We start from the raw sequence: 24,197 nt of genomic DNA on the forward strand, positions 1-24,197 counted from the left end.
CCAGCGAATCGATTTAATCCGGTACTGCGGGCCAACGCTCCAAACCCTTGAACTTCAAGGCCCCGGCCCGGCATGCGAGCCTTTTTAGCACACTCTCCCCCCTGCAATCTATGGACCATGCAGGGCAGTGGTTTTTCCTTGACCCAGGTCTCTGTCAGCGCCACTCTGACGCCACTTTTTTTTGCCTGCGCCCACTAATTTTCTTGAAGGAATCCACCCCATGAGCGTTCGCGTCGGGATTGTCATGGACCCTATCGCCAGCATCTCCTATAAAAAGGACAGCTCGCTGGCCATGCTGCTGGCCGCCCAGGAACGCGGCTGGACCCTCTTCTATATGGAGCAGCGCGATCTCTACCAGAGCGCCGGCGTGGCCCGGGCCCGCATGCGCCCGTTGCAGGTCTTCGCCGATCCGCAGAAATGGTTCGAGCTGGAAGACGAAGTCGATAGCCCGCTGAGCGACCTGGACGTGATCCTGATGCGCAAGGACCCGCCCTTCGACATGGAGTTCGTCTACTCCACCTACCTGCTGGAACAGGCCGAAAGTGCCGGCGTGCTGGTGGTCAACAAGCCCCAGAGCCTGCGCGACTGCAATGAAAAGCTGTTCGCCACGCTGTTCCCGCAGTGCACCCCACCCACGGTGGTCAGCCGCCGCGCCGACGTGCTGCGCGAGTTCGCCGCCCAGCATGGCGACGTGATCCTCAAGCCCCTGGACGGCATGGGTGGCACCTCGATCTTCCGCCATCGCGCGGGCGACCCGAACCTGTCGGTGATCCTGGAGACCCTGACCGTGCTGGGCAGCCAGCAGATCATGGCCCAGGCCTACCTGCCGGCGATCAAGGATGGCGACAAGCGCATCCTGATGATCGATGGCGAACCGGTGCCCTACTGCCTGGCACGCATTCCCGCCGCCGGCGAGACCCGCGGCAACCTGGCCGCCGGTGGTCGTGGCGAGGCCCGCCCGCTGAGCGACAAGGACCGCTGGATCGCCGCCCAGGTCGGCCCTACCCTGCGCGCCAAGGGCCTGCTGTTCGTCGGCCTCGACGTGATCGGCGAGCACCTGACGGAAATCAACGTCACCAGCCCGACCTGCATCCGCGAAATCGACAACGCCTTCGGCACTCATATCGGCGCCATGCTGATGGATGCCATCGAAAGCAAGCTGCAAGCCGCAAGCAACAAGCCGCAAGCTTGACCTGCATCACATACAGCTTGTCGCTTGAAGCTTGAGGCTTACAGCTTGAAACCAACATTGCGTTATCATGCGCCGCCTGTGAAACCGTGATGTTGGTTGTGCAATGCCTGCTGTGATGTCGAAACGCCAATGAGCCTTCCGTCCGACCTGCCACCCGAACTGGCCCACGGTGGCGTACGCGCGGCCGATCGCCTGGGATTTACCCTGTTCCTCGCCGCACTCCTGCACCTGGCGCTGATCCTCGGCCTGGGCTTCTCCTTTGCCGAGCCCAAGCAGATCAGCAAGACCCTGGAAATTACCCTGGCGACCTTCAAGAGCGAGACTCAGCCGAAGAAGGCCGATTTCCTGGCCCAGGACAACCAGCAAGGCAGTGGCACCCTGGACAAAAAAGCCATTCCCAAGACCACTGAAGTCGCGCCATTCCAGGACAACTCGGTCAAAAAGGTCGTGCCACCGCCCTCGGTCAAGCCCGAACCCCGGGAGGTCGCGCCCAAGGCAGCCGTCGCCACCACCGCGCCCAAGCCGAAAAAGACCGTGACCCAGCGCGAAGAGGTCAAGAAAGAGCCTACTCCCAAGGCCGCCACCCCGACCTTCGACAGCTCGCAGCTCTCCAGCGAGATCTCCAGCCTGGAGGCCGAGCTGGCCAACGAGCAGCAGCTGTACGCCAAACGCCCACGCATCCATCGCCTGAGCGCTGCCTCGACGATGCGTGACAAGGGCGCCTGGTACAAGGACGAATGGCGCAAGAAAGTCGAGCGCATCGGCAACCTCAACTACCCCGAGGAAGCCCGGCGCAAGCAGATCTACGGCAACTTGCGGCTGATGGTCTCGATCAACCGCGATGGCTCGCTGTACGAGGTGCTGGTACTGGAATCCTCCGGCCAGCCGCTGCTGGACCAGGCCGCCCAGCGCATCGTGCGCCTGGCCGCGCCGTTCGCCCCCTTTACCGGCGACTTGTCGGACATCGATCGCCTGGAAATCATCCGCACCTGGCGCTTTGCCCGCGGCGACAAACTGTCCAGCAACTGATCGCACGGCCTGCTCGTTTGCCGCGCCGCAGGCGCATGTCCAGCGCCCCGACCGGTCCATAGGCGACCTCGCCAGCCCGCTAGCGACAACCTGGCGCGATGACGTCCCGAAGGCAACATCGCCAGCTTGTCAGCAGGGCTCGCCACCGCCACACTAGCGTTCATGAAAAATGTCAGCCCCAGCTACCTCAAGCATCACTTCCTGATCGCCATGCCCCATATGGTCGATCCGAACTTTGCGCAGACGGTGACCTACATCGTCGAGCACAACGCCAATGGCGCCATGGGCCTGGTGATCAACCGGCCCCAGGACCTGAACCTCGCCGATATCCTCGAACAACTGCGCCCCGACGAAGAAGCGCCGCTGCTGTGCCAGCATATGCCGGTCTTCAGCGGCGGCCCGGTACAGACCGATCGCGGTTTCGTCCTGCACCCCAACGGCCTCACCTACCAGGCCACGGTCGAACTCGAAGGCGTATCGTTGTCCACCTCCCAGGACGTGCTGTTCGCCATCGCCGACGGCACAGGGCCAGCCAAGAGCCTGATCGCCCTGGGCTATGCCGGCTGGGAAGCCGGGCAGTTGGAAGCAGAACTGGCCGACAACGCCTGGCTGACCTGCCCCTTCGACGCGGACATCCTGTTCAATACCAGCAGCGAACTGCGCCTTGAGGCAGCCGCTCGCCACCTGGGAGTCAACCTGAGCCTGCTCACCAGCCAGGCGGGCCACGCCTGATGGCTCTGAAGCTGATTCTCGGTTTCGACTACGGCACCCGGCAGATCGGCGTTGCCGTGGGCCAGGCCATCACCGGCCAGGCTCGCGAGTTGTGTACCTTGAGGGCGCAGAACGGTGTTCCGGACTGGAACCAGGTCGAAGCCCTGTTCAAGGAATGGCAACCCGATGCGGTGGTGGTGGGCCTGCCCCTGAACATGGACGGCACGCCCAGCGAGATGTGCCAGCGCGCCGAGAAGTTCGCCCGGCGCCTGAACGGGCGCTTCAACGTGCCCTTCTATACCCACGATGAGCGCCTGACCACCTTCGAGGCCAAGGGCGAACGCCTGGCCCGGGGCGGCCAGAAGGGCAGCTATCGCGACAATCCGGTGGATGCCATTGCCGCCGCCCTGCTGCTGCAGGGCTGGCTCGACGAGAACACCAGCCTGCTGAATACCTAGTAACCCCGAATCCTGAGGATGCGCGGCCTGCGGCTGCGCGCCTCCTGGCCCGACACCAGCCACAAGAACCTGCCAACGATCCAGCGAGCGATGCTCGGGCGAGTCAGGAATGGCGCAGAAAGCGGAGTTTAGGCACCTAAATGAGCATTTCGAAGCCATTTGCAACGCCCCACGAGCCAAGCGCCGCAGATCCCGGGCAGGTTCCAAGTCACCGCGCCCCGCTACCGGACAACAAGGCGCGAGCCCACGAAGGAGCCACCATGAGCCTGCCCAATCCCGCCGCCCTGATCAGCCAGATGGCCATCGATCTCAAAGCCCACCTGGCCCAGCGCGCCATCAACGAGCCTCGCTTCATCGGTATCCGTACCGGCGGTGTGTGGGTGGCCCAGGCCCTGCTGGAATCCCTGGGCAGCGACGCGCCCCTGGGCACCCTGGACGTCTCCTTCTACCGCGATGACTTCAGCCAGAACGGCCTGCATCCTCAAGTCCGCCCGTCCGAGCTGCCGTTCGAGATCGAAGGCCAGCACCTGGTGCTGATCGACGACGTGCTGATGAGCGGCCGGACCATCCGCGCCGCCCTCAACGAGCTGTTCGACTATGGCCGCCCGGCCAGCGTGACCCTGGTCTGCCTGCTGGACCTGAACGCCGCCGAACTGCCGATCCGGCCGAATGTGGTGGGCGCGACCCTGTCGCTGGCAGCCCACGAGCGGGTAAAATTGTCCGGTCCTGCGCCGCTTCAACTCGAGCTCCAAGACCTCGCCCTCTAAACCTGCCCTTTTAAAGAGTCCATTGCGATGACGCCTCTAGACGCCAAGCGCCCGCTGCAGCTCAACGATCAGGGCCAGCTGCGCCACTTCCTCTCCCTCGACGGCCTGAACCGCGAGCTGCTGACGGAAATCCTCGACACCGCCGACTCCTTCCTCGAAGTCGGCGCCCGGGCGGTGAAGAAAGTCCCGTTGCTGCGCGGCAAGACCGTATGCAACGTGTTCTTCGAGAACTCCACCCGCACCCGCACCACCTTCGAACTGGCTGCCCAGCGGCTGTCGGCGGACGTGATCACCCTGAATGTCTCGACCTCTTCGGCGAGCAAGGGTGAAACCCTGCTGGACACCCTGCGCAACCTCGAGGCCATGGCGGCCGACATGTTCGTGGTGCGCCACGGCGATTCCGGCGCCGCGCACTTCATCGCCGAGCACGTTTGCCCACAGGTGGCGATCATCAACGGCGGCGACGGCCGCCATGCCCACCCGACCCAGGGCATGCTCGACATGCTGACCATCCGCCGGCACAAGGGCGGCTTCGAGAATCTCTCGGTGGCCATCGTCGGCGACATCCTGCACTCGCGGGTCGCACGCTCCAACATGCTGGCGCTCAAGACCCTGGGTTGCCCGGATATCCGCGTGATCGCGCCCAAGACCTTGCTGCCCATCGGCATCGAGCAGTACGGGGTGAAGGTCTACACCGACATGGCCGAAGGCCTGAAGGACGTGGATGTGGTGATCATGCTGCGCCTGCAGCGCGAGCGCATGCAGGGCGGCCTGCTGCCCAGCGAAGGCGAGTTCTACCGCCTGTTCGGCCTGACCACCGCGCGCCTGGCCGGCGCCAAGCCCGACGCCATCGTCATGCACCCGGGCCCGATCAACCGTGGCGTGGAGATCGAATCGGCAGTGGCCGATGGTCCGCACTCGGTAATCCTCAATCAGGTGACCTACGGCATTGCAGTGCGCATGGCCGTACTGTCCATGGCCATGAGCGGGCAGACCGCCCAGCGACAATTCGAGCAGGAGAACGCCCAGTGAAGCTCAGCATTCTCGGCGCCCGCGTCATCGATCCAAGCAGCGGCCTGGATCAAGTTACCGATCTGCACCTTGAAGCCGGCAAGATCGCCGCCATCGGCGCCGCCCCGAAAGGTTTCAACGCCGTCACCGTGATCGACGGCAAGGGCCTGGTGGCCGCGCCTGGCCTGGTGGACCTGAACGTCGCCCTGCGCGAGCCGGGCTACAGCCGCAAGGGTACGATCGCCAGTGAAACCCGTGCCGCCGCCGCAGGTGGCGTCACCAGCCTGTGCTGCCCGCCACGCACCAAGCCGGTGCTGGACACCTCGGCAGTAGCCGAGTTGATCCTCGACCGTGCCCGGGAAGCCGGTAACAGCAAGGTGTTCCCGATCGGCGCCCTGAGCAAGGGCCTGGATGGCGAACAACTGGCCGAACTGATCGCCCTGCGCGACGCCGGTTGCGTGGCCTTCGGCAATGGCCTGGAGGGTTTTCGCAGCACCCGGACCCTATGCCGCGCCCTGGAATACGCCGCCACGTTCGACCTGACGGTGATCTTCCATTCCCAGGACCGCGACCTGGCCGAAGGCGGCCTGGCCCATGAAGGCGCCACCGCCAGCTTCCTCGGCCTGCCGGGAATTCCCGAAAGTGCCGAGACCGTGGCCCTGGCCCGTGACCTGCTGCTGGTGGAACAAAGCGGGGTGCGTGCGCACTTCAGCCAGCTGACCAGCGCCCGCGGCGTGGAACTGATCGCCCAGGCCCAGGCCCGGGGCTTGCCGGTCACTGCCGATGTCGCCCTGTATCAGCTGATCCTGACCGATGAGGCGCTGATCGACTTCTCCAGCCTGTATCACGTACAGCCGCCCCTGCGTTCACACGCCGACCGTGAGGCCCTGCGCGCAGCGGTGAAGTCCGGCGTGGTACAAGCCATCGCCAGCCATCACCAGCCCCATGAGCGCGATGCCAAACTGGCCCCGTTCGGCGCCACCGAGCCGGGGATCAGCAGCGTCGAACTGTTGCTGCCGCTGGCCCTGACCCTGGTACAAGACGGCCTGCTGGACCTGCCGACCCTGATGGCGCGCCTGAGCGCCGGCCCGGCCGAAGCCCTGCGCCTGCCAGCCGGCAAGCTGGTGGTGGGTGGCGCGGCGGACCTGGTGCTGTTCGACCCGGCCAGCTCAACCGTGGCTGGCGAGCGTTGGCTGTCCCGTGGCGAGAACTGCCCGTTCCTCGGCCATAGCCTGCCGGGCGCAGTACGCTACACCCTGGTGGATGGCCATATCAGCCACCAGGGCTGATTGACCCTGTAGCCGCTGCCACAGGCGGCGGCTACAAGGATCGTCATTACCCGTGCGCCGATGAAGGGATCAAAGGCGCTTGGCGTTCTCCAGGGATACCTGGTCGTTCAGGGTCCAGAAGTCATACAGCACCCCAATGAAGAACAGGCCACCGGTGAACAGGTAGAGCACCCCGCTCAACCATTTGCCCTGGTACATGCGGTGCACGCCGAACACTCCGAGGAAGGTCAGGAGTATCCAGGCCACGCTGTATTCCAGCGGGCCCGAGGTAAAGCGCTGGTCTGCTTCACGGTCCATGGACGGGATCAGGAACAGGTCGATCAGCCAGCCAATACCCAGCAAGCCGAACGTGAAGAACCAGATCGTCCCGGTCACAGGCTTGCCGTAATAGAAGCGGTGGGCCCCGGTAAAACCGAAGATCCATAGCAGGTAGCCGATCACCTTGCTGTGGGTGTCATGGGCAGGCATGCCCTGTTGATAGGTGTTCATTGGATACCTCTTGGCGGGTGATAGATAAAAATTCTCAAAAATTTTGTGACTTTTTTACAGGCGCTCGACATGCGACCGATGCTACCTTGTCGTCCGTCAAAGCCTTGTATTGCCTGACTTCTGACGGTTTTCTGCGTCAAGTTGCCGCCTCTTTGCCGAAGTTGACCCCAAGGTTGAATCGACAAACGGCCTCGGAAATGACCTGAAAGCTGTTATAAAGTTGCGCGCTAACCAATAAGAGCCTTGCCTAATGCGTCCATTTTTCAAGACATGGCTAACCATTTGCCTATTAATGCCACTGGCCGCCCACGCCACCAACCGTGAGCAACGACTTCCCAACATCAACGGCTATACCCCGAAATCCCATGTTTCGACGGTCTCGGCCAAGCACAAGACCACCAGCCGACATTCCACCCAACTGGCCAAGGTCGACAGCAAGCTGGTGCCCCAAATGGGTACCAAGCAGAGCAGCAACGTACTCAGCCGCGCCGTCAATGCCCTCGGCACGCCTTATCGCTGGGGCGGCAGCAGCCCAAGCAAGGGTTTTGACTGCAGCGGCCTGGTGAAGTATGCCTTCAATGACGTCGCCGCCGTAGACTTGCCACGCACTTCCAATGCCATGGCCAGCGGCCACGGGCAAAAGGTCGAGCGCAAGGACCTCAAGCCCGGCGACCTGCTGTTCTTCAACATCAAGAGCCGCAAGGTCAACCATGTCGCCATCTACCTGGGCAACGATCGTTTCATCCATGCCCCACGACGCGGCAAGGCGGTGACCATCGATACCCTGAAGAAGCCCTACTGGGACAATCACTACGTGGTCGCCAAGCGGGTCCTGCCCAAGGAACAGAAGGCCCTGCGGGTCGTCCAGCGCTGATTGCGCTTCGCCGCCAGGCCAACCTGGCGGCGAATGCCTTTCCTTCAAAAACCCTCCGGCACCCGTGCCTTCTCCCGCGCTTGCTCGCGGCTGATCAAACCCTGCCCCACCAGCATTTTCAGGCTCATGTCCAGGGTCTGCATACCCTGCGCGCCACCGGTCTGGATTGCCGAATACATCTGCGCCACCTTGTCCTCGCGGATCAGGTTCCGGATCGCGGCGGTCCCCAGCATGATCTCGCAAGCCGCCACTCGCCCACCGCCCACGCGCTTGAGCAATACCTGGGCAATCACCGCCTGTAGCGACTCGGCCAGCATCGAGCGCACCAGCGCTTTCTCCTCCCCCGGAAACACATCCACCAGGCGATCGATGGTCTTGGCCGCCGATGACGTGTGCAGGGTGGCGAACACCAGGTGCCCGGTTTCCGCAGCGGTCAATGCCAAACGAATGGTCTCAAGATCCCGGAGCTCTCCCAGCAGGATCACATCCGGATCTTCGCGCAAGGCCGCACGCAAGGCGCTGGCGAAGCTTCGGGTATCGCGCTGGACTTCACGCTGATGCACCAGGCATGCCTGTTGCGGATGGATGAACTCGATGGGGTCCTCGATGGTGATGATGTGCTGGCGGCGGCTACGGTTCAGATGATCGATCATCGCCGCCAGGGTGGTGGACTTGCCGCTACCGGTAGGCCCGGTGACCAACACCAGCCCCCTGGGCACCTCGGCGATTTGCCGGAGCACCTGGCCCAGGCCCAGCACCTCCAGGCTCTGCACCTGCGAAGGCACCAGGCGCAACACCGCTCCCGCGCCCCGGGCATGCTGGAAGGCATTGACCCTGAATCGGGCCACGCCCGGCAGTTCATAGGCGAAGTCCAGATCCTGGAGGCTGGCAAAGGCGTCACGTTGCGCCTGGCTCATCAGGCCGTGGATCATGGCCAGTACTTGCGGCCCTTCCAGGGCCGGGCTATCCAGCGGGCAGATATCGCCATCGATGCGCAACCGCGGTGCCAGGCCAGCCGATAGGTGCAGGTCGGAAGCGCCTCGGGAAACGCTCAAGAGCAGCAGCTCGGTGATGTCCATAGTGCCCTCCAATTCCAGTAGAATGCCGCGAGCTTCAGCCCCCGTTCGCCCCATCGGTTCGCTTGCAAGTGCCAGGCGATGTCCGGCGCGACCCTCGAGCAAGGCCAGGGTCGATGGACAGAGGGGCTGGTGGATTCAGCGGCGCATGGCGGCCCGGGCGGTAGACGCCCGGTCGCAGGTACTTTTGAGACGGAATCGAATGTCCACGATAGCAGACAACATTGCCCTGGTAGCCGAACGCATCCGCAGTGCCTGCCAGGCCGCACAACGTGCCCCGGACAGCGTTCGACTGCTGGCCGTGAGCAAGACCAAGCCCGCCGCGGCCCTGCGCGAAGCCTATGCCGCCGGCCTGCGCGACTTTGGCGAGAACTACCTGCAGGAAGCCCTGGGCAAACAGCAGGAACTGACGGATTTGCCCTTGAGTTGGCACTTCATCGGCCCCATTCAGTCGAACAAGACTCGCGCCATTGCCGAGCATTTTGACTGGGTGCATTCCGTGGACCGCCTGAAAATCGCACAACGCCTGTCCGAACAACGCCCGGCCGACCTGGCTCCATTGAACATCTGCATCCAGGTCAATGTCAGCGGCGAGGCCAGCAAGTCCGGCTGTACCCCTGATGAGCTACCGGCCCTGGCCAGAGCCATCGACGCCCTGCCAAACCTGCGCTTGCGCGGGTTGATGGCGATTCCCGAACCTACCGAGGATCCTGCGGCCCAACACGCTGCGTTCGCTGCGGTACAGAACCTGAACAACCACCTGCGCGGCAGCCTTGGGCTGTCCCTGGATACCCTCTCCATGGGCATGAGCCACGATCTCGAAGCGGCCATCGCCCAAGGCGCCACCTGGGTGCGGATCGGTACCGCCCTGTTTGGCGCCCGCGACTACAGCCAGTCCTGACGGAACTGGCCCTGACCCTGATAAGGACCTGTCATGAACACGACTCGTATCGCTTTTATCGGTGCCGGCAACATGGCGGCCAGTCTCATCGGCGGCCTGCGGGCCAAAGGCCTCGACGCCTCACAGATCCGCGCCAGTGACCCTGGCGCCGAGACCCGGGCCAAGGTGGCCGCCGAACACGGCATCCAGGTCTTCGCCGACAACGCCGAGGCCATTGCCGGGGTCGATGTGATCGTCCTGGCAGTCAAGCCACAAGCCATGAAGGCCGTTTGCGAAGCCCTGCGTCCGAGCCTGCAACCCCAGCAACTGGTGGTCTCCATCGCTGCCGGCATCACCTGCGCGAGCATGGGCGCCTGGCTCGGCGAGCAGCCGATCGTGCGCTGCATGCCCAACACCCCGGCCCTGCTGCGCCAAGGTGTCAGCGGCCTGTATGCCACCGACCGGGTGAGCGCCGAGCAACGCCGCCAGGCCGAAGAACTGCTGTCCGCCGTGGGCACCGCCCTGTGGCTGGAACAGGAACAGCAGCTGGATGCGGTAACCGCGGTATCCGGCAGCGGCCCGGCGTATTTCTTCCTGTTGATCGAGGCCATGACCGCCGCAGGTGAAAAGCTCGGCCTGCCACGGGAAACCGCCGCCCAACTGACCCTGCAAACGGCCCTGGGAGCAGCCCACATGGCGGTCTCCAGCGATGTCGATGCCGCCGAGCTGCGTCGTCGCGTGACCTCGCCCGCCGGTACTACCGAGGCGGCGATCAAATCGTTCCAGGCCGACGGTTTCGAGGCTCTGGTGGAAAAAGCTCTGGGTGCCGCCGCGCACCGTTCGGCAGAAATGGCCGAACAACTCGGCCGCTAATTCGCCCCTACAAAGGAATCGATAATGTTCGGACTCAACGACGCTGCCATTTTGGTGATCCAGACCCTGGGCAGCCTTTACCTGCTGGTCGTCCTGCTGCGCTTCATGCTGCAAGCGGTGCGGGCCAACTTCTACAACCCGATCTGCCAGTTCATCGTGCGGGCCACCCAACCCCTGCTCAAGCCGCTGCGCCGGGTGATCCCCAGCATGTTCGGCCTGGACATGTCCTCGCTGGTACTGGCGCTAGTGGTGCAGATGGTGCTGTTCGCCATCGTCCTGACCCTCTATGGCATCCCCTTCAACGTGCTGGGCCTGCTGGTCTGGGCACCGATCGGTATCTTCGCGCTGTTTCTCAAGGTCTGGTTCTTCGCCATGATCATCAGCGTGATCCTGTCCTGGGTCGCCCCAGGCAGCCAGAGCCCAGGTGCTGAACTGGCCTACCAGCTCAGCGAGCCGCTACTGGCGCCGTTCCGCCGCTTCGTGCCCAACCTGGGCGGCCTGGATATCTCGCCGATCCTGGCCTTCCTGGTGATCCAGCTGCTGCAACAAGGGTTGATCCCACGGCTGGCGTACTACACCTTCATGCCTCGCGAGCTGTTCGGGCTGATCTGATGAGCTATTTCCGCTGGGACGGTGACGATCTGCTGCTCGATTGTCACCTGCAGCCCAAGGCCAGCAGCGATGAGTTCGCTGGCCTGCATGGCGATCGCCTGAAAATCCGCCTCACCGCCCCACCCGTCGAAGGCAAGGCCAATGCGCACCTGATGGCGTTCCTGGCCAAGGCCTTCGGCATTCCCAAGAGCCATGTCAGCCTGGTCAGCGGTGAACTGAACCGACAGAAGCGGGTGCGCCTGCAGACGCCGAAGAAACTGCCGGAACTGCCTGGCCTGGCGCGCCCCAGCTGATTCACAGGCCGGCCATTTCCAGCAACGAATGCCGGCCTGGGCTTTGCTTGCCGCTGGGCACAGCGGTCTTTAGACTTACGCCTCATTTGAATGAGAGCAGGGTCGATGCCAACTGCCTTCCCCCCCGATTCCGTCGGTCTGGTCACACCTCAAGTTGCGCACTTCAGCGAGCCCCTGGCCCTGGCCTGCGGGCGCTCGTTGCCAGCCTATGACCTGATCTACGAAACCTACGGCCAGCTCAATGCCAGCGCCAGCAACGCGGTGCTGATCTGCCACGCCCTGTCCGGCCACCATCACGCTGCCGGCTACCACAGCCCCGACGACCGCAAGCCCGGCTGGTGGGACAGCTGCATTGGCCCGGGCAAGCCGATCGACACCAGCAAGTTCTTCGTGGTCAGCCTCAACAACCTCGGTGGTTGCAACGGCTCCACCGGCCCCAGCAGCCTCAACCCGGAGACCGGCCGCCCATTCGGCGCCGACTTCCCGGTGCTGACCGTGGAAGACTGGGTGCACAGCCAGGCCCGCCTGGCCGACCGCCTGGGCATTGGCCAGTGGGCTGCGGTGATCGGCGGTAGCCTCGGGGGCATGCAGGCCCTGCAATGGACCATCACCTACCCGGACCGGGTCCGGCATTGCCTGGCCATCGCCTCGGCGCCCAAGCTGTCGGCGCAGAACATCGCCTTCAACGAAGTGGCGCGCCAGGCGATCCTCACCGATCCGGAGTTCCACGGCGGCTCCTTCCAGGAACACCAGGTGGTCCCCAAGCGCGGGCTGATGCTGGCGCGGATGGTGGGGCATATCACCTACCTGTCCGACGACTCCATGGGCGAGAAATTCGGCCGCGGCCTCAAGAGCGAAAAGCTCAACTACGACTTCCACAGCGTGGAATTCCAGGTGGAAAGCTACCTGCGCTACCAGGGCGAGGAGTTCTCCGGACGTTTCGACGCCAACACCTACTTGCTGATGACCAAGGCCCTGGACTACTTCGACCCGGCGGCCAACTTCGACGATGACCTGGCCAGGACCTTTGCCAACGCCACGGCCAAGTTCTGCGTGATGTCCTTCACCACCGACTGGCGCTTCTCTCCGGCTCGCTCGCGAGAGCTGGTGGACGCACTGATGGCTGCACGCAAGGATGTCTGCTACCTGGAGATCGATGCCCCCCAAGGCCATGACGCCTTCCTGATCCCGATCCCCAGGTATCTGCAGGCATTTGGTCACTACATGAACCGCATCACGCTGTGAGGACACGATGAGAGCCGATCTGGAAATCATCCAGGAATGGATCCCCGCCGGCAGCCGCGTCCTCGACCTGGGCTGCGGTAACGGCGAACTGCTGAGCTGGCTGCAAGAACACAAGCAAGTGACCGGCTACGGCCTGGAAAACGACGCGGACAACATCGCCCAGTGCGTGGCCAAGGGTATCAACGTGATCGAACAGGACCTGGACAAGGGCCTGGGCAACTTCGCCAGCAACAGCTTCGATATCGTGGTCATGACCCAGGCCCTGCAGGCCGTGCACTACCCCGACAAGCTGCTCGACGAGATGCTGCGGGTCGGCCGCCAGTGCATCATCACCTTCCCCAACTTCGGCCACTGGCGCTGCCGCTGGTACCTGGCCAGCAAGGGCCGGATGCCGGTGTCGGAATTCATGCCGTACACCTGGTACAACACACCGAACATCCACTTCTGCACCTTCGAGGATTTCGAAGCGCTGTGCCGCGAGCGCCAGGCCCGGGTGATCAACCGTCTTGCGGTCGATCAACAACACCGCCATGGGTGGGCCAGTAAGCTATGGCCTAATCTCTTAGGGGAGATCGGTATCTACCGCCTCAGCAGTCCCGGCCTGCAGGAGCACAAGGTCGCGGTTTAACCCACGTTGCGTCGAGGAGAACGATCATGGGACGTCTGGTTACTTTTCTACTGGCTGCCTGCCTGAGCTTCACAGCCCTGGCAGCGGACCCGATCAAGGGTGAACGCCAGGAGGTGTTCGGCGATATCACCGTGCACTACAACACGTTCAACTCCACCTACCTGCAACCTGACATCGCCAGGGCCGCGGAGCTGGTTCGCAGCAAGAACCAGGGGGTGATCAACGTTTCGCTGATCAAGGACGGCAAGCCGTTGGTCGCTCAAGTCAGCGGTACGGTCAAGGACCTGACCAGCAAGAGCATTCCGCTGAAGTTCCGCCAGATCACCGAACAGGGTGCGATCTACTACATCGCCCAGTTCCCGGTGGAACAGCAGGAAAACCGTACGTTCACCATCAGCGTCCAGACTGGCGGTGACACCAACAGCTTCAGCTTCAACCAAGAGCTATTTCCGGGCGAATGATGAATCTCACGCAACTCGTATTGGCCAGCCATAACGCTGGCAAACTCAAAGAACTCCAGGCCATGCTCGGCGCCTCGGTGCAGCTGCGCTCGATCGGCGAGTTCAGCAGCATCGAGCCCGAGGAAACCGGCCTGTCGTTTGTCGAGAACGCCATTCTCAAGGCGCGCAATGCCGCGCGCATCTCCGGCCTGCCGGCGCTGGCGGATGACTCCGGCCTGGCAGTGGACTTCCTCGGCGGCGCCCCGGGCATCTATTCGGCGCGCTACGCCGATGGCCAGGGCGATGCGGCGAACAACGCCAAGCTGCTAGAAGCCCTCAAGGACGTACCCGAGGACCAGCGCGGTGCGCAGTTCGTCTGCGTCCTGGCCCTGGTGCGCCACGCCGACGACCCGCTGCCGATCCTCTGCGAAGGCCTCTGGCACGGCCGCATCCTCACCGCTGCCAGTGGCGAACACGGCTTCGGCTACGACCCGCTGTTCTGGGTACCGGAGCGCAATTGCTCCAGCGCCGAACTGAACCCGGTGGAAAAGAACCAGCTCAGCCACCGCGCTCGCGCCATGGCCATCCTGCGGCAACGCCTGGGCCTGCAATGAACCACGATCCAGCCGCGTCGCCACTGATCCTCGGTGGCGCGCAAGCTCCCCGGGCGGCCCTGCCCCAGCTGCCGCCCCTGGCGCTGTACATCCACATTCCGTGGTGTGTACGCAAATGCCCCTACTGCGACTTCAACTCCCATGCCGCCAGCCCGACGCTGCCGGAGCAAGAGTATGTGGACGCCCTGCTGGCCGACCTCGACCAGGACCTGCCCGCCGCGTACGGCCGGGAACTGAGCTCGATCTTCTTCGGCGGTGGCACCCCTAGCCTGTTCAGCGCCCAGGCCCTGGGCCGGTTGCTAGCCGGGGTACAGCAGCGTATCCCGTTCGCCAGTGACATCGAGATTACCCTGGAGGCCAACCCCGGGACCTTCGAGCAGGAGAAGTTCACCGCCTATCGCGCCCTCGGGATCAACCGCCTGTCCATCGGTATCCAGAGCTTCCAGGAGCAGAAGCTCGAGGCCCTGGGTCGCATACACAGTGGTGCCGAAGCGGTGCGGGCCGCCGACATGGCGCGCCAGGCCGGGTTCGACAACTTCAACCTGGACCTGATGCACGGCCTGCCGGACCAGTCCCTGGAGGATGCCCTGGGCGACCTGCGCCAAGCCATCGCCATGAAGCCGACCCACCTGTCCTGGTACCAGCTGACCCTGGAACCCAACACGGTGTTCTGGAACCAGCCGCCGACGTTGCCGGAAGACGACATCCTGTGGGACATCCAGGAAGCCGGCCAGGCACTGCTGGCCGAGCACGGCTACGCCCAGTACGAAGTCTCGGCCTATGCCCAGCCCGGCCGTGCGGCACGACACAACCTGAACTACTGGAGCTTCGGTGACTTCATCGGCATCGGCGCCGGCGCCCATGGCAAGCTCAGTCATCCGGACGGACGCATCCTGCGGACCTGGAAAACCCGCCTGCCCAAGGACTACCTGAACCCGGCCAAGTCGTTCAAGGCCGGTGAAAAGGCCCTGGGCAACGATGAGCTGCCGTTCGAGTTCCTGATGAACGCCCTGCGCCTGACCGATGGCGTGGATGCCGTGCTGTTCGCCCAGCGTACCGGCCTGGACCTGGCCAGCCTCGCCGAAGCCCGGCGCCAAGCCGAACAAAGCGGCTTGTTGCAGGTCGAACCGTCACGCCTGGCGGCCACGCCCCGTGGGCAACTGTTCCTCAACGACCTGCTGCAATACTTTCTGATCTAAGGAAATCACATGGATCTGGTACTCGACCTGCTTGCCACCGTGTCCCGCTGGAGCCGCAGCAATCTCTCGGAAATCTCCCTGGCGCTGGTGGGCTGCCTGTTGGTGCTGTTCGGTGCCGACATCAAGGGCTGGGTGGAGGCACGCCTGGGTGGCCTCGCCGGCGCCCTGCGGGTACCCCTGATGGCCCTGCTGTGCATGATCGGCAGCGGCCTGGCATTGATCTATGCCACGCCGTGGATCGTCCGCGGCCTGAGCCAGTTCAACAACTACAGCCTGGCGCCCGTGCTGCTGGTGGTACTGGTGCTGATCGGCGTGGTCGCCGATCGCCGCTGATGCGGGCTTGTAGCTGAACAAGGACATGTATGAGCAAGAACCCCATGGAAACCACCAGCAAGTTCCTCAGCTATGTGCTGCGCCATGAACCCCAGGCCATCGGCCTGGAACTGGACAGTGAAGGCTGGGGCGAGGTCGATGCGCTGATCGCCGGCGCGGCCAGCGAAGGCCGGCCGCTGACTCGGGAACTGATCGAGCAGGTGGTCCGCGATAGCGACAAGAAACGCTTCACCCTGTCGGCCGACGGCCAGCGCATTCGCGCCGCCCAGGGCCACTCCAACAAGGCCGTGCAGCTGCAACTGCAAGAGCGCCAGCCGCCAGCCGTGCTCTATCACGGCACCGCCACGCGCTTCATGGACTCGATCAACCAGCAGGGCCTGGTTCCGGGCTCGCGCCATCACGTACACCTGTCCCATGACCCAGACACTGCCCGCTCGGTGGGCCAGCGCTACGGCCAGGTGGTGTTGCTGCAGGTCGATACCCAGGCCATGCAGGCCCAGGGCTGCAAGTTCTACCAGGCGGAGAATGGCGTGTGGCTGACCGACCAGGTGCCGGCCAGCTGCATCACCGAGGTGTAGCGGCCGGGCCACTGCAGGGCCCGGCAAGAACCCCTCGGGAAGAGGGGCGGCAGGTCAGTCCAGCTTCTCGAACTTCAAGTCCCAGACACCATGGCCCAGGCGCTCGCCGCGGCGCTCGAACTTGGTGATCGGACGCTCGGCCGGACGCGGCACGCACTTGCCGTCCTCGGCCAGGTTGCGATAACCCGGGGCGACGTTCATCACTTCCAGCATGTACTCGGCGTAGGGCTCCCAATCGGTGGCCATGTGCAGGATACCGCCAACCTTCAGCTTGCTGCGCACCAGCTCGGCGAAGGTCGCCTGGACGATACGGCGCTTGTGGTGCCGGCTCTTGTGCCACGGATCGGGGAAGAACAGCATCAGGCGATCGAGGCTGTTATCGGCCACGCAGCGGTTGAGCACTTCGATGGCGTCGCAGTCGTAGACCCGCAGGTTGGTCAGGCCCTGGGTCAGCACGCCGTTGAGCAGCGCACCAACGCCCGGACGGTGGACTTCCACGCCGATGAAATCCTGCTCCGGGGACGCCGCGGCCATTTCCAGCAGCGAGTGACCCATGCCGAAACCGATTTCCAGGGAGCGTGGCGCCGAACGACCGAACACCTGGTCGTAATCCACCGGGGCATCGGCCAGGGGCAGCACATACAGCGCAGCGCCCTGGTCCAGGCCGCGTTGCTGGCCTTCGGTCATGCGTCCGGCGCGCATCACGAAGCTCTTGATACGGCGGTGCTGGCGTTCGTCGCCAGCTTCCGGCTCGATTGGCGTGTCGTTTGATTCAGTCATCAATGGCTCTTACTTGATCAGACCATCCAGCGGCGAGGATGCGCTGGCATAGAGTTTCTTCGGCATGCGACCGGCGAGGTACGCCAGGCGGCCCGCGACAATCGCGTGTTTCATGGCTTGCGCCATCATCACCGGCTGCTGCGCGTGGGCGATGGCCGAGTTCATCAGCACTGCCTCGCAGCCCAGCTCCATGGCGATGGTGGCATCGGAGGCGGTGCCGACACCGGCATCCACCAGTACCGGGACCTTGGCTTCTTCGAGAATGATCTGCAGGTTATAGGGGTTGCAGATTCCCAGCCCAGTACCGATCAGGCCGGCCAGCGGCATGACCGCGATGCAGCCCATTTCCGCCAGCTGGCGGGCAATGATCGGGTCGTCGCTGGTGTAGACCATCACGTCGAAACCTTCCTTGACCAGCACTTCGGCGGCCTTGAGGGTTTCCAGCACGTTGGGGAACAGGGTCTTCTGGTCGGCCAGGACTTCCAGCTTCACCAGGTTGTGGCCATCGAGCAGCTCGCGGGCCAGACGGCAGGTGCGCACGGCTTCCACCGCGTCATAGCAACCGGCGGTGTTGGGCAGGATGGTGTAGCGGTCCGGCGGCAGGATATCCAGCAGGTTCGGCTCACCCGGGTTCTGGCCGATGTTGGTCCGGCGCACGGCTACGGTAACGATCTCGGCGCCGGAGGCCTCGATGGCCAGGCGAGTTTCTTCCATGTCGCGGTACTTGCCGGTGCCTACCAGCAAACGCGACTGGTACGTCCGACCGGCCAGGACGAAAGGCTTGTCACTACGAACGTTGCTCATCGGAAATCCTCTGTTGGGGTGAGGTTCTTGCAGAATTCTTTGGTAGACCGAACGCCGCGAGGGCCTAGCGAGCGAAGGAAAGGCAAGGCAAACAGGCGAGAAAGCGAAGACCAGGGACTGGTGGGGCATTCCAAGCTGTTTTCAACGCAAGCCTTTCTGAGCGCTGTAGTTCTCGCGGTGCCTGGCTAGCCGCCGCCGATGGCGTGGACGACTTCCACCTGGTCACCCTCGTTGAGGGTGGTTTCGGCGTGCTGGCTGCGCGGAACGATATCCAGATTGAGCTCCACTGCGATCCGGCGCCCAGTCAGCTCCAGGCTCGTCAGCAGGGCCGCAACGGTCGAGCCGTCGGGCAGTTCAAAGGATTCACCGTTCAACTGAATGCGCATGCTCGAGGCCGCCATCATTTTTAGGGGCCAGCATTCTAGCCCGATCATGACCTAAAGGTCAGCTACAAGCGTCAGGCGGCTGCTTGCAGGCGCCAGGCGGCAAGCCCCAGCAGCAACCAGCCAGCAAGGAACGAGGCGCCACCCAGGGGGGTGATGATGCCCAGCTTGCCAATCCCCGTGAGGGTCAGCAGGTACAGGCTGCCGGAGAACAGCAGGATGCCCAGGGTGAATGCCCCCCCTGCCCAGGCCACCAGTCGCCCCGGAACCTGGGTGGCCAGCAGGGCTACGCCAAAGAGGGCCAGGCAATGCACCAACTGGTAAGTGACCCCGGTATGGAAAATGGCCAGGTACTCGGCGCTCAGGCGATTCTTCAGGCCGTGGGCGGCGAAAGCGCCCAGGGCGACCCCGGTGAAACCGAAGAAGGCAGCCAGCATCAGGAAGCCACGCAACATGGGGAACTCCAGTCAGATTCAGCGCAAAGGGTCTGTATAATGGCGCGCTCAAACGGTTCGGCCAAGCCATCTCTATGCTGCGTTATCTGTTTCGTCGTCTGGTAAAAGCCTTGAAATGGTTCGTCATCAGCAGTATCGCGCTGGTGCTGTTGTTGCGTTTCATACCGCCGCCAGGCACGGCCTTGATGGTGGAGCGCAAGATCGAGTCCTGGATCGACAACGACCCCATCGACCTGCAACGCACCTGGACCCCCTGGGACGAGATCTCCGATAACCTCAAGGTCGCGGTGATCGCCAGCGAGGACCAGAAATTCCCCGAGCACTGGGGGTTCGACTTCGACGCCATCCAGGCGGCCCTGGCCTATAACGAGCGTGGCGGCAAGATCCGCGGCGCCAGCACCTTGAGCCAACAAGTGTCGAAGAACCTGTTCCTGTGGTCCGGCCGCAGCTACCTGCGCAAGGGCCTGGAAGCCTGGTTCACCGCCCTGATCGAGGTGCTCTGGCCAAAACAACGGATTCTCGAGGTCTACCTCAACAGCGCAGAATGGGACGAAGGCGTGTTCGGCGCCGAGGCCGCTGCACGCCATCACTTCGGCGTCAGCGCCGCCAATCTCAGCCGCCAGCAGGCCAGCCTGTTGGCCGCAGTACTGCCCAACCCCCGGGTCTGGAGCGCAGCTCGCCCCAGCACCTACGTGCTCCAGCGTGCCGGCTGGATCCGGCGGCAGATGAGCCAACTGGGCGGGGCCGCCTACCTCAATCGCCTGGACGAATCACGCCGGGCGCCCTGGGCCGAGTAGGCCAGCGATACCCACAAACGAAAACGCCCCGATCATCTCGGGGCGTTTTGCTTGGTGCCTGGCTTGGCGTTACGCGGCAATGGACAACTTCAGCTTGTTCATCGCGCTCTTTTCCAGCTGGCGAATACGCTCGGCCGAAACGTTGTACTTCTGCGCCAGGTCGTGCAGCGTCGCTTTCTCCTCTGCCAGCCAGCGCTGGTAGAGAATGTCGCGGCTACGCTCGTCCAGCACTTCCAGCGCTTCGTGCAGGTTGTTGGTGGAGTTGTCGCTCCAGTCAGCATCCTCCAGCTGCAACGCCGGGTCGTAGCGGTGATCTTCCAGGTAGTTGGCCGGCGACTGGAAGGCGCTGTCGTCGTCGGCTTCGGCAGCCGGGTCGAAGGCCATGTCCTGGCCGGTCAGGCGACTTTCCATCTCGCGCACTTCACGCGGCTCCACACCGAGGCTTTCCGCCACGCGATGGACTTCCTCGTTGTTCAACCAGGCCAGGCGTTTCTTCTGGCTGCGCAGGTTGAAGAACAGCTTGCGCTGGGCCTTGGTGGTCGCGACCTTGACGATCCGCCAGTTGCGCAGGATGAACTCGTGGATTTCCGCCTTGATCCAGTGTACGGCGAAAGACACCAGGCGCACGCCCATTTCCGGGTTGAAGCGCTTCACGGCTTTCATCAGGCCAACGTTGCCTTCCTGGATCAGGTCGGCCTGGGCCAGCCCGTAGCCGGAATAGCTGCGGGCGATATGTACGACAAAACGCAGGTGGGCAAGCACCATCTGCCGAGCTGCCTCAAGATCCTGCTCATAGTAGAGACTCTCGGCCAGTTCACGCTCCTGCTCCGGCGTCAGCAGTGGAATGCTGTTCACCGTGTGCACATAGGCCTCCAGGTTTGCGCCTGGAACCAATGCGTAAGCAGGTTGCAAAGAAGTGGTCATACGAAAAAACCTCCGACTCACATAACTCGTGCAGTTCAGCACTGCGAAAATTGACCAGGAACCGCTAAACAAGTTCCCATGAACGCTGAAAGGTCAATACAAGCAAAAAGACACTACTTCGGTGCCAGCTCCCTCAGGTGGCGGGCCACCGCAATCCACGCACCGATATAACCCAACAGCACCGCCCCTAGCAAGAGCGACAGACCATCGGCAACAGGGACTCCCGCCAGGGCGAAATCACTGCCGTAGAGGCCGGCCAGGCCGACCACCGCATCGTTCAGCCAGTTAAGGCCAAAGGCCAGGACACCCCAGGACAGAATCCCCGCACCGAAGCCATACAACGCCCCCATATAAAGGAAAGGACGTCGCACGTAGCTGTCTGTGCCGCCGACGAGTTTAATCACTTCTATCTCGGTGCGGCGGTTTTCAATATGAAGACGAATGGTATTGCCTATCACCAAAAGTAATGCGGAAACCAGCAGCACCGTCAGGCCGAAGACAAAACGATCCCCCAGCTTGAGGATCGCGGCCAGCCGCTCGACCCATACCAGGTCAAGCTGCGCCAGTTGCACCTTGGGCATGTCCGCCAGGCGCTGGCGCAGGGCTTCCAGGGTTGCCTTGTCCACTTCGTCAGGGGTTACCAGGACCACTCCCGGCAACGGGTTATGGGGCAACTCACGCAGTGCCTCGCCCAGCCCGGATTGCTGCTGGAACTCTTCCAGGGCCTTTTCCTTGCTGATGAACTCGGCGTCTGCCACGCCAGGCAGCGCCTTGATCTGCTCACTGAGCTGCTCGCCTTCGTTGGCCGATGCCCCCAGTTCCAGGTACAGGGAGATCTGCGCCGCACGCTGCCAGGAACCGCCCAGGCGCTCGATATTGTTGAGCAACAGTGACAAGCCCATGGGCAAGCTCAAGGCCACGGCCATCACCAGGCAGGTGAAGAAGCTGCCAATGGGCTGCTTGCCCAGGCGACGCAAGCTGTCCATCAGGCTGGCACGATGACTTTCGATCCAGGCGTGCAACAGGGTGCCGAAATCCGGACCGTCGTCCTCACTGCCTTTTTTCTTTGGCGGCGGCGCATCGGATGCCTTGGGCGCTACGCGCTCCGCCACTTTAGGAGTACGTGTGGCACTCATACGCCAGCCTCCCCGTCACCGATCAATCGCCCGCGCTGCAGGGTCAGCATGCGATGGCGCATGCGGGCAATCAGGGCCAGGTCGTGGCTGGCGATCAGCACGCTGGTACCCAGACGGTTGATATCTTCGAATACGCCCATGATTTCCGCCGCAAGACGCGGGTCGAGGTTACCGGTGGGCTCGTCCGCCAGCAGCAAGGCCGGACGGTGGACGATGGCCCGGGCGATACCCACCCGCTGCTGCTGGCCAGTGGACAGGTCGCCAGGGTAGAGCTCGGCCTTGTCCGACAGGGCCACGCGCTCCAGGGCCGAATCCACGCGCTTGGCAATCTCGGCCTTGGACAGGCCGAGGATTTGCAGCGGCAAGGCCACGTTGTTGAATACCGTGCGATCGAACAACAACTGGTGGTTCTGGAACACCACGCCGATCTGGCGGCGCAGGAACGGAATCTGCGAGTTGCTGATCTGCCCCAGGTCTTGCCCGGCCAGCAGCAACTTGCCCGAGGTCGGGCGTTCCATGGCCAGCAACAGGCGCAACAGGGTGCTTTTACCGGCACCGGAGTGGCCGGTGACGAACAGGAATTCGCCGCGCCGGACGCGAAAGCTCAGCTCATGCAAGCCAACGTGACCATTGGGATAGCGCTTACCGACCTGTTCGAAACGAATCATGAACGCTCCCGCTCGGCAAACAGTGCCTGGACAAAGGGTTCGGCCTCAAAAGTACGCAAGTCGTCGATGCCTTCGCCCACCCCGATGTAGCGGATCGGCAGGCCGAACTGCTTGGCCAGGGCGAAGATCACGCCGCCCTTGGCGGTACCGTCGAGCTTGGTCAGGGCCAGGCCGGTCAACGTGACCGTCTGGTTGAACTGCTTGGCCTGGTTAATGGCGTTCTGGCCAGTACCGGCGTCCAGCACCAGCAGCACCTCATGAGGCGCATCGGCGTCGAGCTTGCCGATGACCCGACGGACCTTCTTCAGCTCTTCCATCAGGTTGTCCTTGGTGTGCAGGCGCCCTGCCGTATCGGCGATCAGTACGTCGATACCCCGGGCCTTGGCGGCCTGCACGGCGTCGAAAATCACCGAGGCCGAGTCGGCGCCCGTGTGCTGGGCAATCACCGGGATCTTGTTGCGTTCGCCCCAGACCTGCAGTTGCTCTACCGCTGCGGCACGGAAGGTGTCGCCAGCGGCCAGCATGACTTTCTTGCCTTCGAGCTGCAGCTTCTTGGCCAGCTTGCCGATGGTGGTGGTCTTGCCAGCACCATTGACACCCACTACCAGGATCACGAATGGCTTGTTCTGGGCAACGACTTTCAGCGGCTGCTCCACCGGCTTGAGCATGCCAGCCAGCTCGGCCTGCAACGAGGCATACAGCGCGTCGGAGTCGGTCAGCTGCTTGCGCGCCACCTTCTGGGTCAGGTTCTGGATGATCACCGAAGTGGCCTCGACACCAACGTCGGCGGTCAGCAGGCGGGTCTCCAGGTCTTCGAGCAGTTCGTCGTCGATGGCCTTCTTGCCCAGGAACAGGCTGGCCATGCCTTCGCCGATGCTGGCGCTGGTCTTGGACAGGCCTTGCTTGAGGCGGGCGAAGAAACCGACCTTGCCTTCATCGCTCGAACGAGCAGGCTCGGCAACGACCTCAGGCTCAGGCTCGACAACCGCCACCGGCGCCACGACAGGAGCAGGAGCAGGAGCAGGAGCAGGAGCAGGAGCAGGAGCAGGAGCAGGAGGGACAGGCTCGGGGGCGGCGAATACCGGGGCAACAGGTGCCTGGACGTCAGCCACCGGAGCGATCACCGGGGCCTCGACCACTGGCTCAGGCGCTGCGGCCACGGTCGGAATCGCTGGCGTCACGTGCTCGGCCTGGACATCCTCCACCAGGGCCACGGGCTCCTCGGCCACCGGCAAGGTCAACCAGGGCTTGTGCTCGGGATTCGGAGTCAAGGGCAGGTCGGGGGCAACCGGCGCGGAGGAATGCGGCTGCGCCTGGGGTTGCACCACGGGTTCGGCGACCGGAGCAACCACCGGTTCGGCCGGGATGGCGCTCGGTGCAGGCTCGATGACTGGAGCCGCTACCGGCTCGGCAGGCACTGGTGGCTGCTGGACGACGGGTTCCTGCGGCTTCTTGCGCAGCCACCCGAACAGGCCTTTCTTCTCGCCAGCCGCGGCTGGAGTCTTTTTGTCGTCGTTGGAACCAAACATGGAGACGGCTATCTCAAGGTAGCGATGCGCCAGCAGGCGCCTCGGTAAATAAATATTCGATGCAGAACAGACTATGTTTCATCCAGCTTGTTCACGCGCAACATGTTGTCGAAATGCCCGGAGGCACCTC

General features: G+C 63.4%; 30 protein-coding genes. 20 read left to right on the forward strand and 10 right to left on the reverse strand.

The window, feature by feature from the left end:
- The first annotated feature begins 220 nt into the window (after positions 1–220).
- The 7 genes from gshB to ATY02_RS34485 all read left to right on the forward strand — a co-directional run bounded on the left by gshB (position 221) and on the right by ATY02_RS34485 (position 6,457).
- Positions 221–1,192 carry a glutathione synthase gene (gene gshB, locus ATY02_RS34455; protein WP_068576674.1) on the forward strand — a complete coding sequence of 324 codons (972 nt, stop codon included), beginning with the start codon at positions 221–223 and terminating at the stop codon, positions 1,190–1,192.
- 129 nt (positions 1,193–1,321) lie between these two features.
- Positions 1,322–2,221 (forward strand): energy transducer TonB, encoded by a 900-nt coding sequence (locus tag ATY02_RS34460; RefSeq protein WP_068576672.1) that lies wholly within the window; start codon positions 1,322–1,324, stop codon positions 2,219–2,221.
- Between the two features lie 162 nt (positions 2,222–2,383).
- Complete coding sequence (locus ATY02_RS34465) at positions 2,384–2,953, forward strand: YqgE/AlgH family protein (RefSeq protein ID WP_068576670.1); 570 nt, start codon at positions 2,384–2,386, stop codon at positions 2,951–2,953.
- Entirely contained in the window at positions 2,953–3,390 is a 438-nt protein-coding gene (gene ruvX, locus ATY02_RS34470) for a Holliday junction resolvase RuvX (RefSeq protein WP_068576668.1), read from the forward strand. The genes ATY02_RS34465 and ruvX overlap by 1 nt, the downstream gene beginning before the upstream one ends.
- A gap of 260 nt (positions 3,391–3,650) precedes the next feature.
- The gene (pyrR, locus tag ATY02_RS34475; RefSeq protein WP_068576667.1) at positions 3,651–4,157 is read left to right on the forward strand and encodes a bifunctional pyr operon transcriptional regulator/uracil phosphoribosyltransferase PyrR; all 507 of its coding nucleotides are present in this window, start codon (positions 3,651–3,653) and stop codon (positions 4,155–4,157) included.
- Positions 4,158–4,184: 27 nt separating this feature from the next.
- Positions 4,185–5,189 carry an aspartate carbamoyltransferase catalytic subunit gene (locus tag ATY02_RS34480; protein WP_022641617.1) on the forward strand — a complete coding sequence of 335 codons (1,005 nt, stop codon included), beginning with the start codon at positions 4,185–4,187 and terminating at the stop codon, positions 5,187–5,189.
- The gene (locus ATY02_RS34485) at positions 5,186–6,457 is read left to right on the forward strand and encodes a dihydroorotase (protein ID WP_068576665.1); all 1,272 of its coding nucleotides are present in this window, start codon (positions 5,186–5,188) and stop codon (positions 6,455–6,457) included. Before ATY02_RS34480 ends, ATY02_RS34485 begins: the two co-directional genes overlap by 4 nt.
- Positions 6,458–6,526: 69 nt before the next feature.
- Here the strand turns inward: ATY02_RS34485 and ATY02_RS34490 are convergent, their stop codons facing one another.
- Positions 6,527–6,946, reverse strand: coding sequence for an NINE protein (locus ATY02_RS34490; RefSeq protein ID WP_068576663.1), 420 nt, complete (start codon positions 6,944–6,946; stop codon positions 6,527–6,529).
- A 250-nt stretch (positions 6,947–7,196) separates the two neighbouring features.
- Here ATY02_RS34490 and ATY02_RS34495 point away from each other — a divergent pair, with 250 nt between their 5' ends.
- The gene (locus ATY02_RS34495; RefSeq protein WP_068576661.1) at positions 7,197–7,820 is read left to right on the forward strand and encodes a C40 family peptidase; all 624 of its coding nucleotides are present in this window, start codon (positions 7,197–7,199) and stop codon (positions 7,818–7,820) included.
- 44 nt (positions 7,821–7,864) lie between these two features.
- Here ATY02_RS34495 and ATY02_RS34500 read toward each other — a convergent pair whose 3' ends face one another.
- A complete protein-coding gene (locus ATY02_RS34500) occupies positions 7,865–8,899 on the reverse strand; it encodes a type IV pilus twitching motility protein PilT (RefSeq protein ID WP_068576659.1) in 1,035 nt (344 codons plus the stop codon).
- A gap of 199 nt (positions 8,900–9,098) precedes the next feature.
- Between ATY02_RS34500 and ATY02_RS34505 the strand changes: the two genes are divergently transcribed.
- The 11 genes from ATY02_RS34505 (at position 9,099) to ATY02_RS34555 (ending at position 16,591) form a co-directional block, all read left to right on the forward strand.
- Positions 9,099–9,797: a YggS family pyridoxal phosphate-dependent enzyme gene (locus ATY02_RS34505; RefSeq protein ID WP_068575486.1), complete on the forward strand. Its 699-nt coding sequence runs from the start codon at positions 9,099–9,101 to the stop codon at positions 9,795–9,797.
- Between the two features lie 33 nt (positions 9,798–9,830).
- Complete coding sequence (proC, locus tag ATY02_RS34510) at positions 9,831–10,649, forward strand: pyrroline-5-carboxylate reductase (protein WP_068575485.1); 819 nt, start codon at positions 9,831–9,833, stop codon at positions 10,647–10,649.
- A gap of 24 nt (positions 10,650–10,673) precedes the next feature.
- Complete coding sequence (locus ATY02_RS34515) at positions 10,674–11,261, forward strand: YggT family protein (protein ID WP_068575484.1); 588 nt, start codon at positions 10,674–10,676, stop codon at positions 11,259–11,261.
- Positions 11,261–11,554, forward strand: coding sequence for a DUF167 domain-containing protein (locus ATY02_RS34520; RefSeq protein WP_068575483.1), 294 nt, complete (start codon positions 11,261–11,263; stop codon positions 11,552–11,554). Before ATY02_RS34515 ends, ATY02_RS34520 begins: the two co-directional genes overlap by 1 nt.
- Positions 11,555–11,659: 105 nt before the next feature.
- A complete protein-coding gene (gene metX / locus ATY02_RS34525) occupies positions 11,660–12,799 on the forward strand; it encodes a homoserine O-succinyltransferase MetX (protein ID WP_068575482.1) in 1,140 nt (379 codons plus the stop codon).
- Between the two features lie 7 nt (positions 12,800–12,806).
- A complete protein-coding gene (gene metW / locus ATY02_RS34530) occupies positions 12,807–13,427 on the forward strand; it encodes a methionine biosynthesis protein MetW (RefSeq protein WP_068575481.1) in 621 nt (206 codons plus the stop codon).
- A 26-nt stretch (positions 13,428–13,453) separates the two neighbouring features.
- Positions 13,454–13,888: a DUF4426 domain-containing protein gene (locus ATY02_RS34535; protein ID WP_068575480.1), complete on the forward strand. Its 435-nt coding sequence runs from the start codon at positions 13,454–13,456 to the stop codon at positions 13,886–13,888.
- The gene (rdgB, locus tag ATY02_RS34540; RefSeq protein ID WP_083235652.1) at positions 13,885–14,481 is read left to right on the forward strand and encodes an RdgB/HAM1 family non-canonical purine NTP pyrophosphatase; all 597 of its coding nucleotides are present in this window, start codon (positions 13,885–13,887) and stop codon (positions 14,479–14,481) included. The genes ATY02_RS34535 and rdgB overlap by 4 nt, the downstream gene beginning before the upstream one ends.
- Entirely contained in the window at positions 14,478–15,680 is a 1,203-nt protein-coding gene (gene hemW / locus ATY02_RS34545; RefSeq protein ID WP_068575478.1) for a radical SAM family heme chaperone HemW, read from the forward strand. Before rdgB ends, hemW begins: the two co-directional genes overlap by 4 nt.
- A 9-nt stretch (positions 15,681–15,689) precedes the next feature.
- Positions 15,690–16,013, forward strand: a complete 324-nt coding sequence (locus tag ATY02_RS34550; protein WP_022641629.1) for a DUF3392 domain-containing protein — start codon at positions 15,690–15,692, stop codon at positions 16,011–16,013.
- Between the two features lie 29 nt (positions 16,014–16,042).
- Positions 16,043–16,591: an RNA 2'-phosphotransferase gene (locus ATY02_RS34555; RefSeq protein ID WP_068575477.1), complete on the forward strand. Its 549-nt coding sequence runs from the start codon at positions 16,043–16,045 to the stop codon at positions 16,589–16,591.
- A 54-nt stretch (positions 16,592–16,645) separates the two neighbouring features.
- On the opposite strand, the gene trmB is transcribed toward ATY02_RS34555, so the two are convergent.
- The 4 genes from trmB to ATY02_RS34575 all read right to left on the reverse strand — a co-directional run bounded on the left by trmB (position 16,646) and on the right by ATY02_RS34575 (position 19,013).
- Positions 16,646–17,371: a tRNA (guanosine(46)-N7)-methyltransferase TrmB gene (trmB, locus tag ATY02_RS34560; protein WP_068575476.1), complete on the reverse strand. Its 726-nt coding sequence runs from the start codon at positions 17,369–17,371 to the stop codon at positions 16,646–16,648.
- Positions 17,372–17,380: 9 nt separating this feature from the next.
- A complete protein-coding gene (locus ATY02_RS34565) occupies positions 17,381–18,175 on the reverse strand; it encodes a thiazole synthase (protein ID WP_068575475.1) in 795 nt (264 codons plus the stop codon).
- A 185-nt stretch (positions 18,176–18,360) separates the two neighbouring features.
- On the reverse strand, positions 18,361–18,561 hold the full coding sequence (gene thiS / locus ATY02_RS34570; RefSeq protein ID WP_164487305.1) for a sulfur carrier protein ThiS: 201 nt from the start codon (positions 18,559–18,561) through the stop codon (positions 18,361–18,363).
- Positions 18,562–18,632: 71 nt separating this feature from the next.
- Positions 18,633–19,013 (reverse strand): DUF423 domain-containing protein, encoded by a 381-nt coding sequence (locus ATY02_RS34575; protein WP_068575474.1) that lies wholly within the window; start codon positions 19,011–19,013, stop codon positions 18,633–18,635.
- Positions 19,014–19,087: 74 nt separating this feature from the next.
- Between ATY02_RS34575 and mtgA the strand changes: the two genes are divergently transcribed.
- Positions 19,088–19,810, forward strand: coding sequence for a monofunctional biosynthetic peptidoglycan transglycosylase (gene mtgA, locus ATY02_RS34580; RefSeq protein WP_068575473.1), 723 nt, complete (start codon positions 19,088–19,090; stop codon positions 19,808–19,810).
- A 69-nt stretch (positions 19,811–19,879) separates the two neighbouring features.
- Here mtgA and rpoH read toward each other — a convergent pair whose 3' ends face one another.
- The 4 genes from rpoH to ftsY form a co-directional block, all read right to left on the reverse strand.
- On the reverse strand, positions 19,880–20,734 hold the full coding sequence (rpoH, locus tag ATY02_RS34585) for an RNA polymerase sigma factor RpoH (RefSeq protein ID WP_068575472.1): 855 nt from the start codon (positions 20,732–20,734) through the stop codon (positions 19,880–19,882).
- Between the two features lie 113 nt (positions 20,735–20,847).
- Complete coding sequence (gene ftsX, locus ATY02_RS34590) at positions 20,848–21,870, reverse strand: permease-like cell division protein FtsX (protein WP_068575471.1); 1,023 nt, start codon at positions 21,868–21,870, stop codon at positions 20,848–20,850.
- A complete protein-coding gene (gene ftsE, locus ATY02_RS34595) occupies positions 21,867–22,538 on the reverse strand; it encodes a cell division ATP-binding protein FtsE (RefSeq protein ID WP_068575470.1) in 672 nt (223 codons plus the stop codon). The genes ftsX and ftsE overlap by 4 nt, the downstream gene beginning before the upstream one ends.
- Entirely contained in the window at positions 22,535–24,067 is a 1,533-nt protein-coding gene (gene ftsY, locus ATY02_RS34600; protein ID WP_068575469.1) for a signal recognition particle-docking protein FtsY, read from the reverse strand. The genes ftsE and ftsY overlap by 4 nt, the downstream gene beginning before the upstream one ends.
- Positions 24,068–24,197 lie beyond the last annotated feature (130 nt).

This window comes from Pseudomonas sp. BIOMIG1BAC (genome assembly GCF_001705995.2).
Taxonomy (GTDB): Bacteria; Pseudomonadota; Gammaproteobacteria; order Pseudomonadales; family Pseudomonadaceae; genus Aquipseudomonas; species Aquipseudomonas sessilinigenes.

What these genes read in the sequence shown, in the direction of transcription:
- gshB (WP_068576674.1), top strand. Translation starts at nt 221, where the DNA reads ATGAGCGTTCGCGTCGGGATTGTCATGGACCCTATCGCCAGCATCTCC.
- ATY02_RS34460 (WP_068576672.1), top strand. Translation starts at nt 1,322, where the DNA reads ATGAGCCTTCCGTCCGACCTGCCACCCGAACTGGCCCACGGTGGCGTA.
- ATY02_RS34465 (WP_068576670.1), top strand. Translation starts at nt 2,384, where the DNA reads ATGAAAAATGTCAGCCCCAGCTACCTCAAGCATCACTTCCTGATCGCC.
- ruvX (WP_068576668.1), top strand. Translation starts at nt 2,953, where the DNA reads ATGGCTCTGAAGCTGATTCTCGGTTTCGACTACGGCACCCGGCAGATC.
- pyrR (WP_068576667.1), top strand. Translation starts at nt 3,651, where the DNA reads ATGAGCCTGCCCAATCCCGCCGCCCTGATCAGCCAGATGGCCATCGAT.
- ATY02_RS34480 (WP_022641617.1), top strand. Translation starts at nt 4,185, where the DNA reads ATGACGCCTCTAGACGCCAAGCGCCCGCTGCAGCTCAACGATCAGGGC.
- ATY02_RS34490 (WP_068576663.1), bottom strand. Translation starts at nt 6,946, where the DNA reads ATGAACACCTATCAACAGGGCATGCCTGCCCATGACACCCACAGCAAG.
- ATY02_RS34495 (WP_068576661.1), top strand. Translation starts at nt 7,197, where the DNA reads ATGCGTCCATTTTTCAAGACATGGCTAACCATTTGCCTATTAATGCCA.
- ATY02_RS34500 (WP_068576659.1), bottom strand. Translation starts at nt 8,899, where the DNA reads ATGGACATCACCGAGCTGCTGCTCTTGAGCGTTTCCCGAGGCGCTTCC.
- ATY02_RS34505 (WP_068575486.1), top strand. Translation starts at nt 9,099, where the DNA reads ATGTCCACGATAGCAGACAACATTGCCCTGGTAGCCGAACGCATCCGC.
- proC (WP_068575485.1), top strand. Translation starts at nt 9,831, where the DNA reads ATGAACACGACTCGTATCGCTTTTATCGGTGCCGGCAACATGGCGGCC.
- ATY02_RS34515 (WP_068575484.1), top strand. Translation starts at nt 10,674, where the DNA reads ATGTTCGGACTCAACGACGCTGCCATTTTGGTGATCCAGACCCTGGGC.
- ATY02_RS34520 (WP_068575483.1), top strand. Translation starts at nt 11,261, where the DNA reads ATGAGCTATTTCCGCTGGGACGGTGACGATCTGCTGCTCGATTGTCAC.
- metX (WP_068575482.1), top strand. Translation starts at nt 11,660, where the DNA reads ATGCCAACTGCCTTCCCCCCCGATTCCGTCGGTCTGGTCACACCTCAA.
- metW (WP_068575481.1), top strand. Translation starts at nt 12,807, where the DNA reads ATGAGAGCCGATCTGGAAATCATCCAGGAATGGATCCCCGCCGGCAGC.
- ATY02_RS34535 (WP_068575480.1), top strand. Translation starts at nt 13,454, where the DNA reads ATGGGACGTCTGGTTACTTTTCTACTGGCTGCCTGCCTGAGCTTCACA.
- rdgB (WP_083235652.1), top strand. Translation starts at nt 13,885, where the DNA reads ATGATGAATCTCACGCAACTCGTATTGGCCAGCCATAACGCTGGCAAA.
- hemW (WP_068575478.1), top strand. Translation starts at nt 14,478, where the DNA reads ATGAACCACGATCCAGCCGCGTCGCCACTGATCCTCGGTGGCGCGCAA.
- ATY02_RS34550 (WP_022641629.1), top strand. Translation starts at nt 15,690, where the DNA reads ATGGATCTGGTACTCGACCTGCTTGCCACCGTGTCCCGCTGGAGCCGC.
- ATY02_RS34555 (WP_068575477.1), top strand. Translation starts at nt 16,043, where the DNA reads ATGAGCAAGAACCCCATGGAAACCACCAGCAAGTTCCTCAGCTATGTG.
- trmB (WP_068575476.1), bottom strand. Translation starts at nt 17,371, where the DNA reads ATGACTGAATCAAACGACACGCCAATCGAGCCGGAAGCTGGCGACGAA.
- ATY02_RS34565 (WP_068575475.1), bottom strand. Translation starts at nt 18,175, where the DNA reads ATGAGCAACGTTCGTAGTGACAAGCCTTTCGTCCTGGCCGGTCGGACG.
- thiS (WP_164487305.1), bottom strand. Translation starts at nt 18,561, where the DNA reads ATGCGCATTCAGTTGAACGGTGAATCCTTTGAACTGCCCGACGGCTCG.
- ATY02_RS34575 (WP_068575474.1), bottom strand. Translation starts at nt 19,013, where the DNA reads ATGTTGCGTGGCTTCCTGATGCTGGCTGCCTTCTTCGGTTTCACCGGG.
- mtgA (WP_068575473.1), top strand. Translation starts at nt 19,088, where the DNA reads ATGCTGCGTTATCTGTTTCGTCGTCTGGTAAAAGCCTTGAAATGGTTC.
- rpoH (WP_068575472.1), bottom strand. Translation starts at nt 20,734, where the DNA reads ATGACCACTTCTTTGCAACCTGCTTACGCATTGGTTCCAGGCGCAAAC.
- ftsX (WP_068575471.1), bottom strand. Translation starts at nt 21,870, where the DNA reads ATGAGTGCCACACGTACTCCTAAAGTGGCGGAGCGCGTAGCGCCCAAG.
- ftsE (WP_068575470.1), bottom strand. Translation starts at nt 22,538, where the DNA reads ATGATTCGTTTCGAACAGGTCGGTAAGCGCTATCCCAATGGTCACGTT.
- ftsY (WP_068575469.1), bottom strand. Translation starts at nt 24,067, where the DNA reads ATGTTTGGTTCCAACGACGACAAAAAGACTCCAGCCGCGGCTGGCGAG.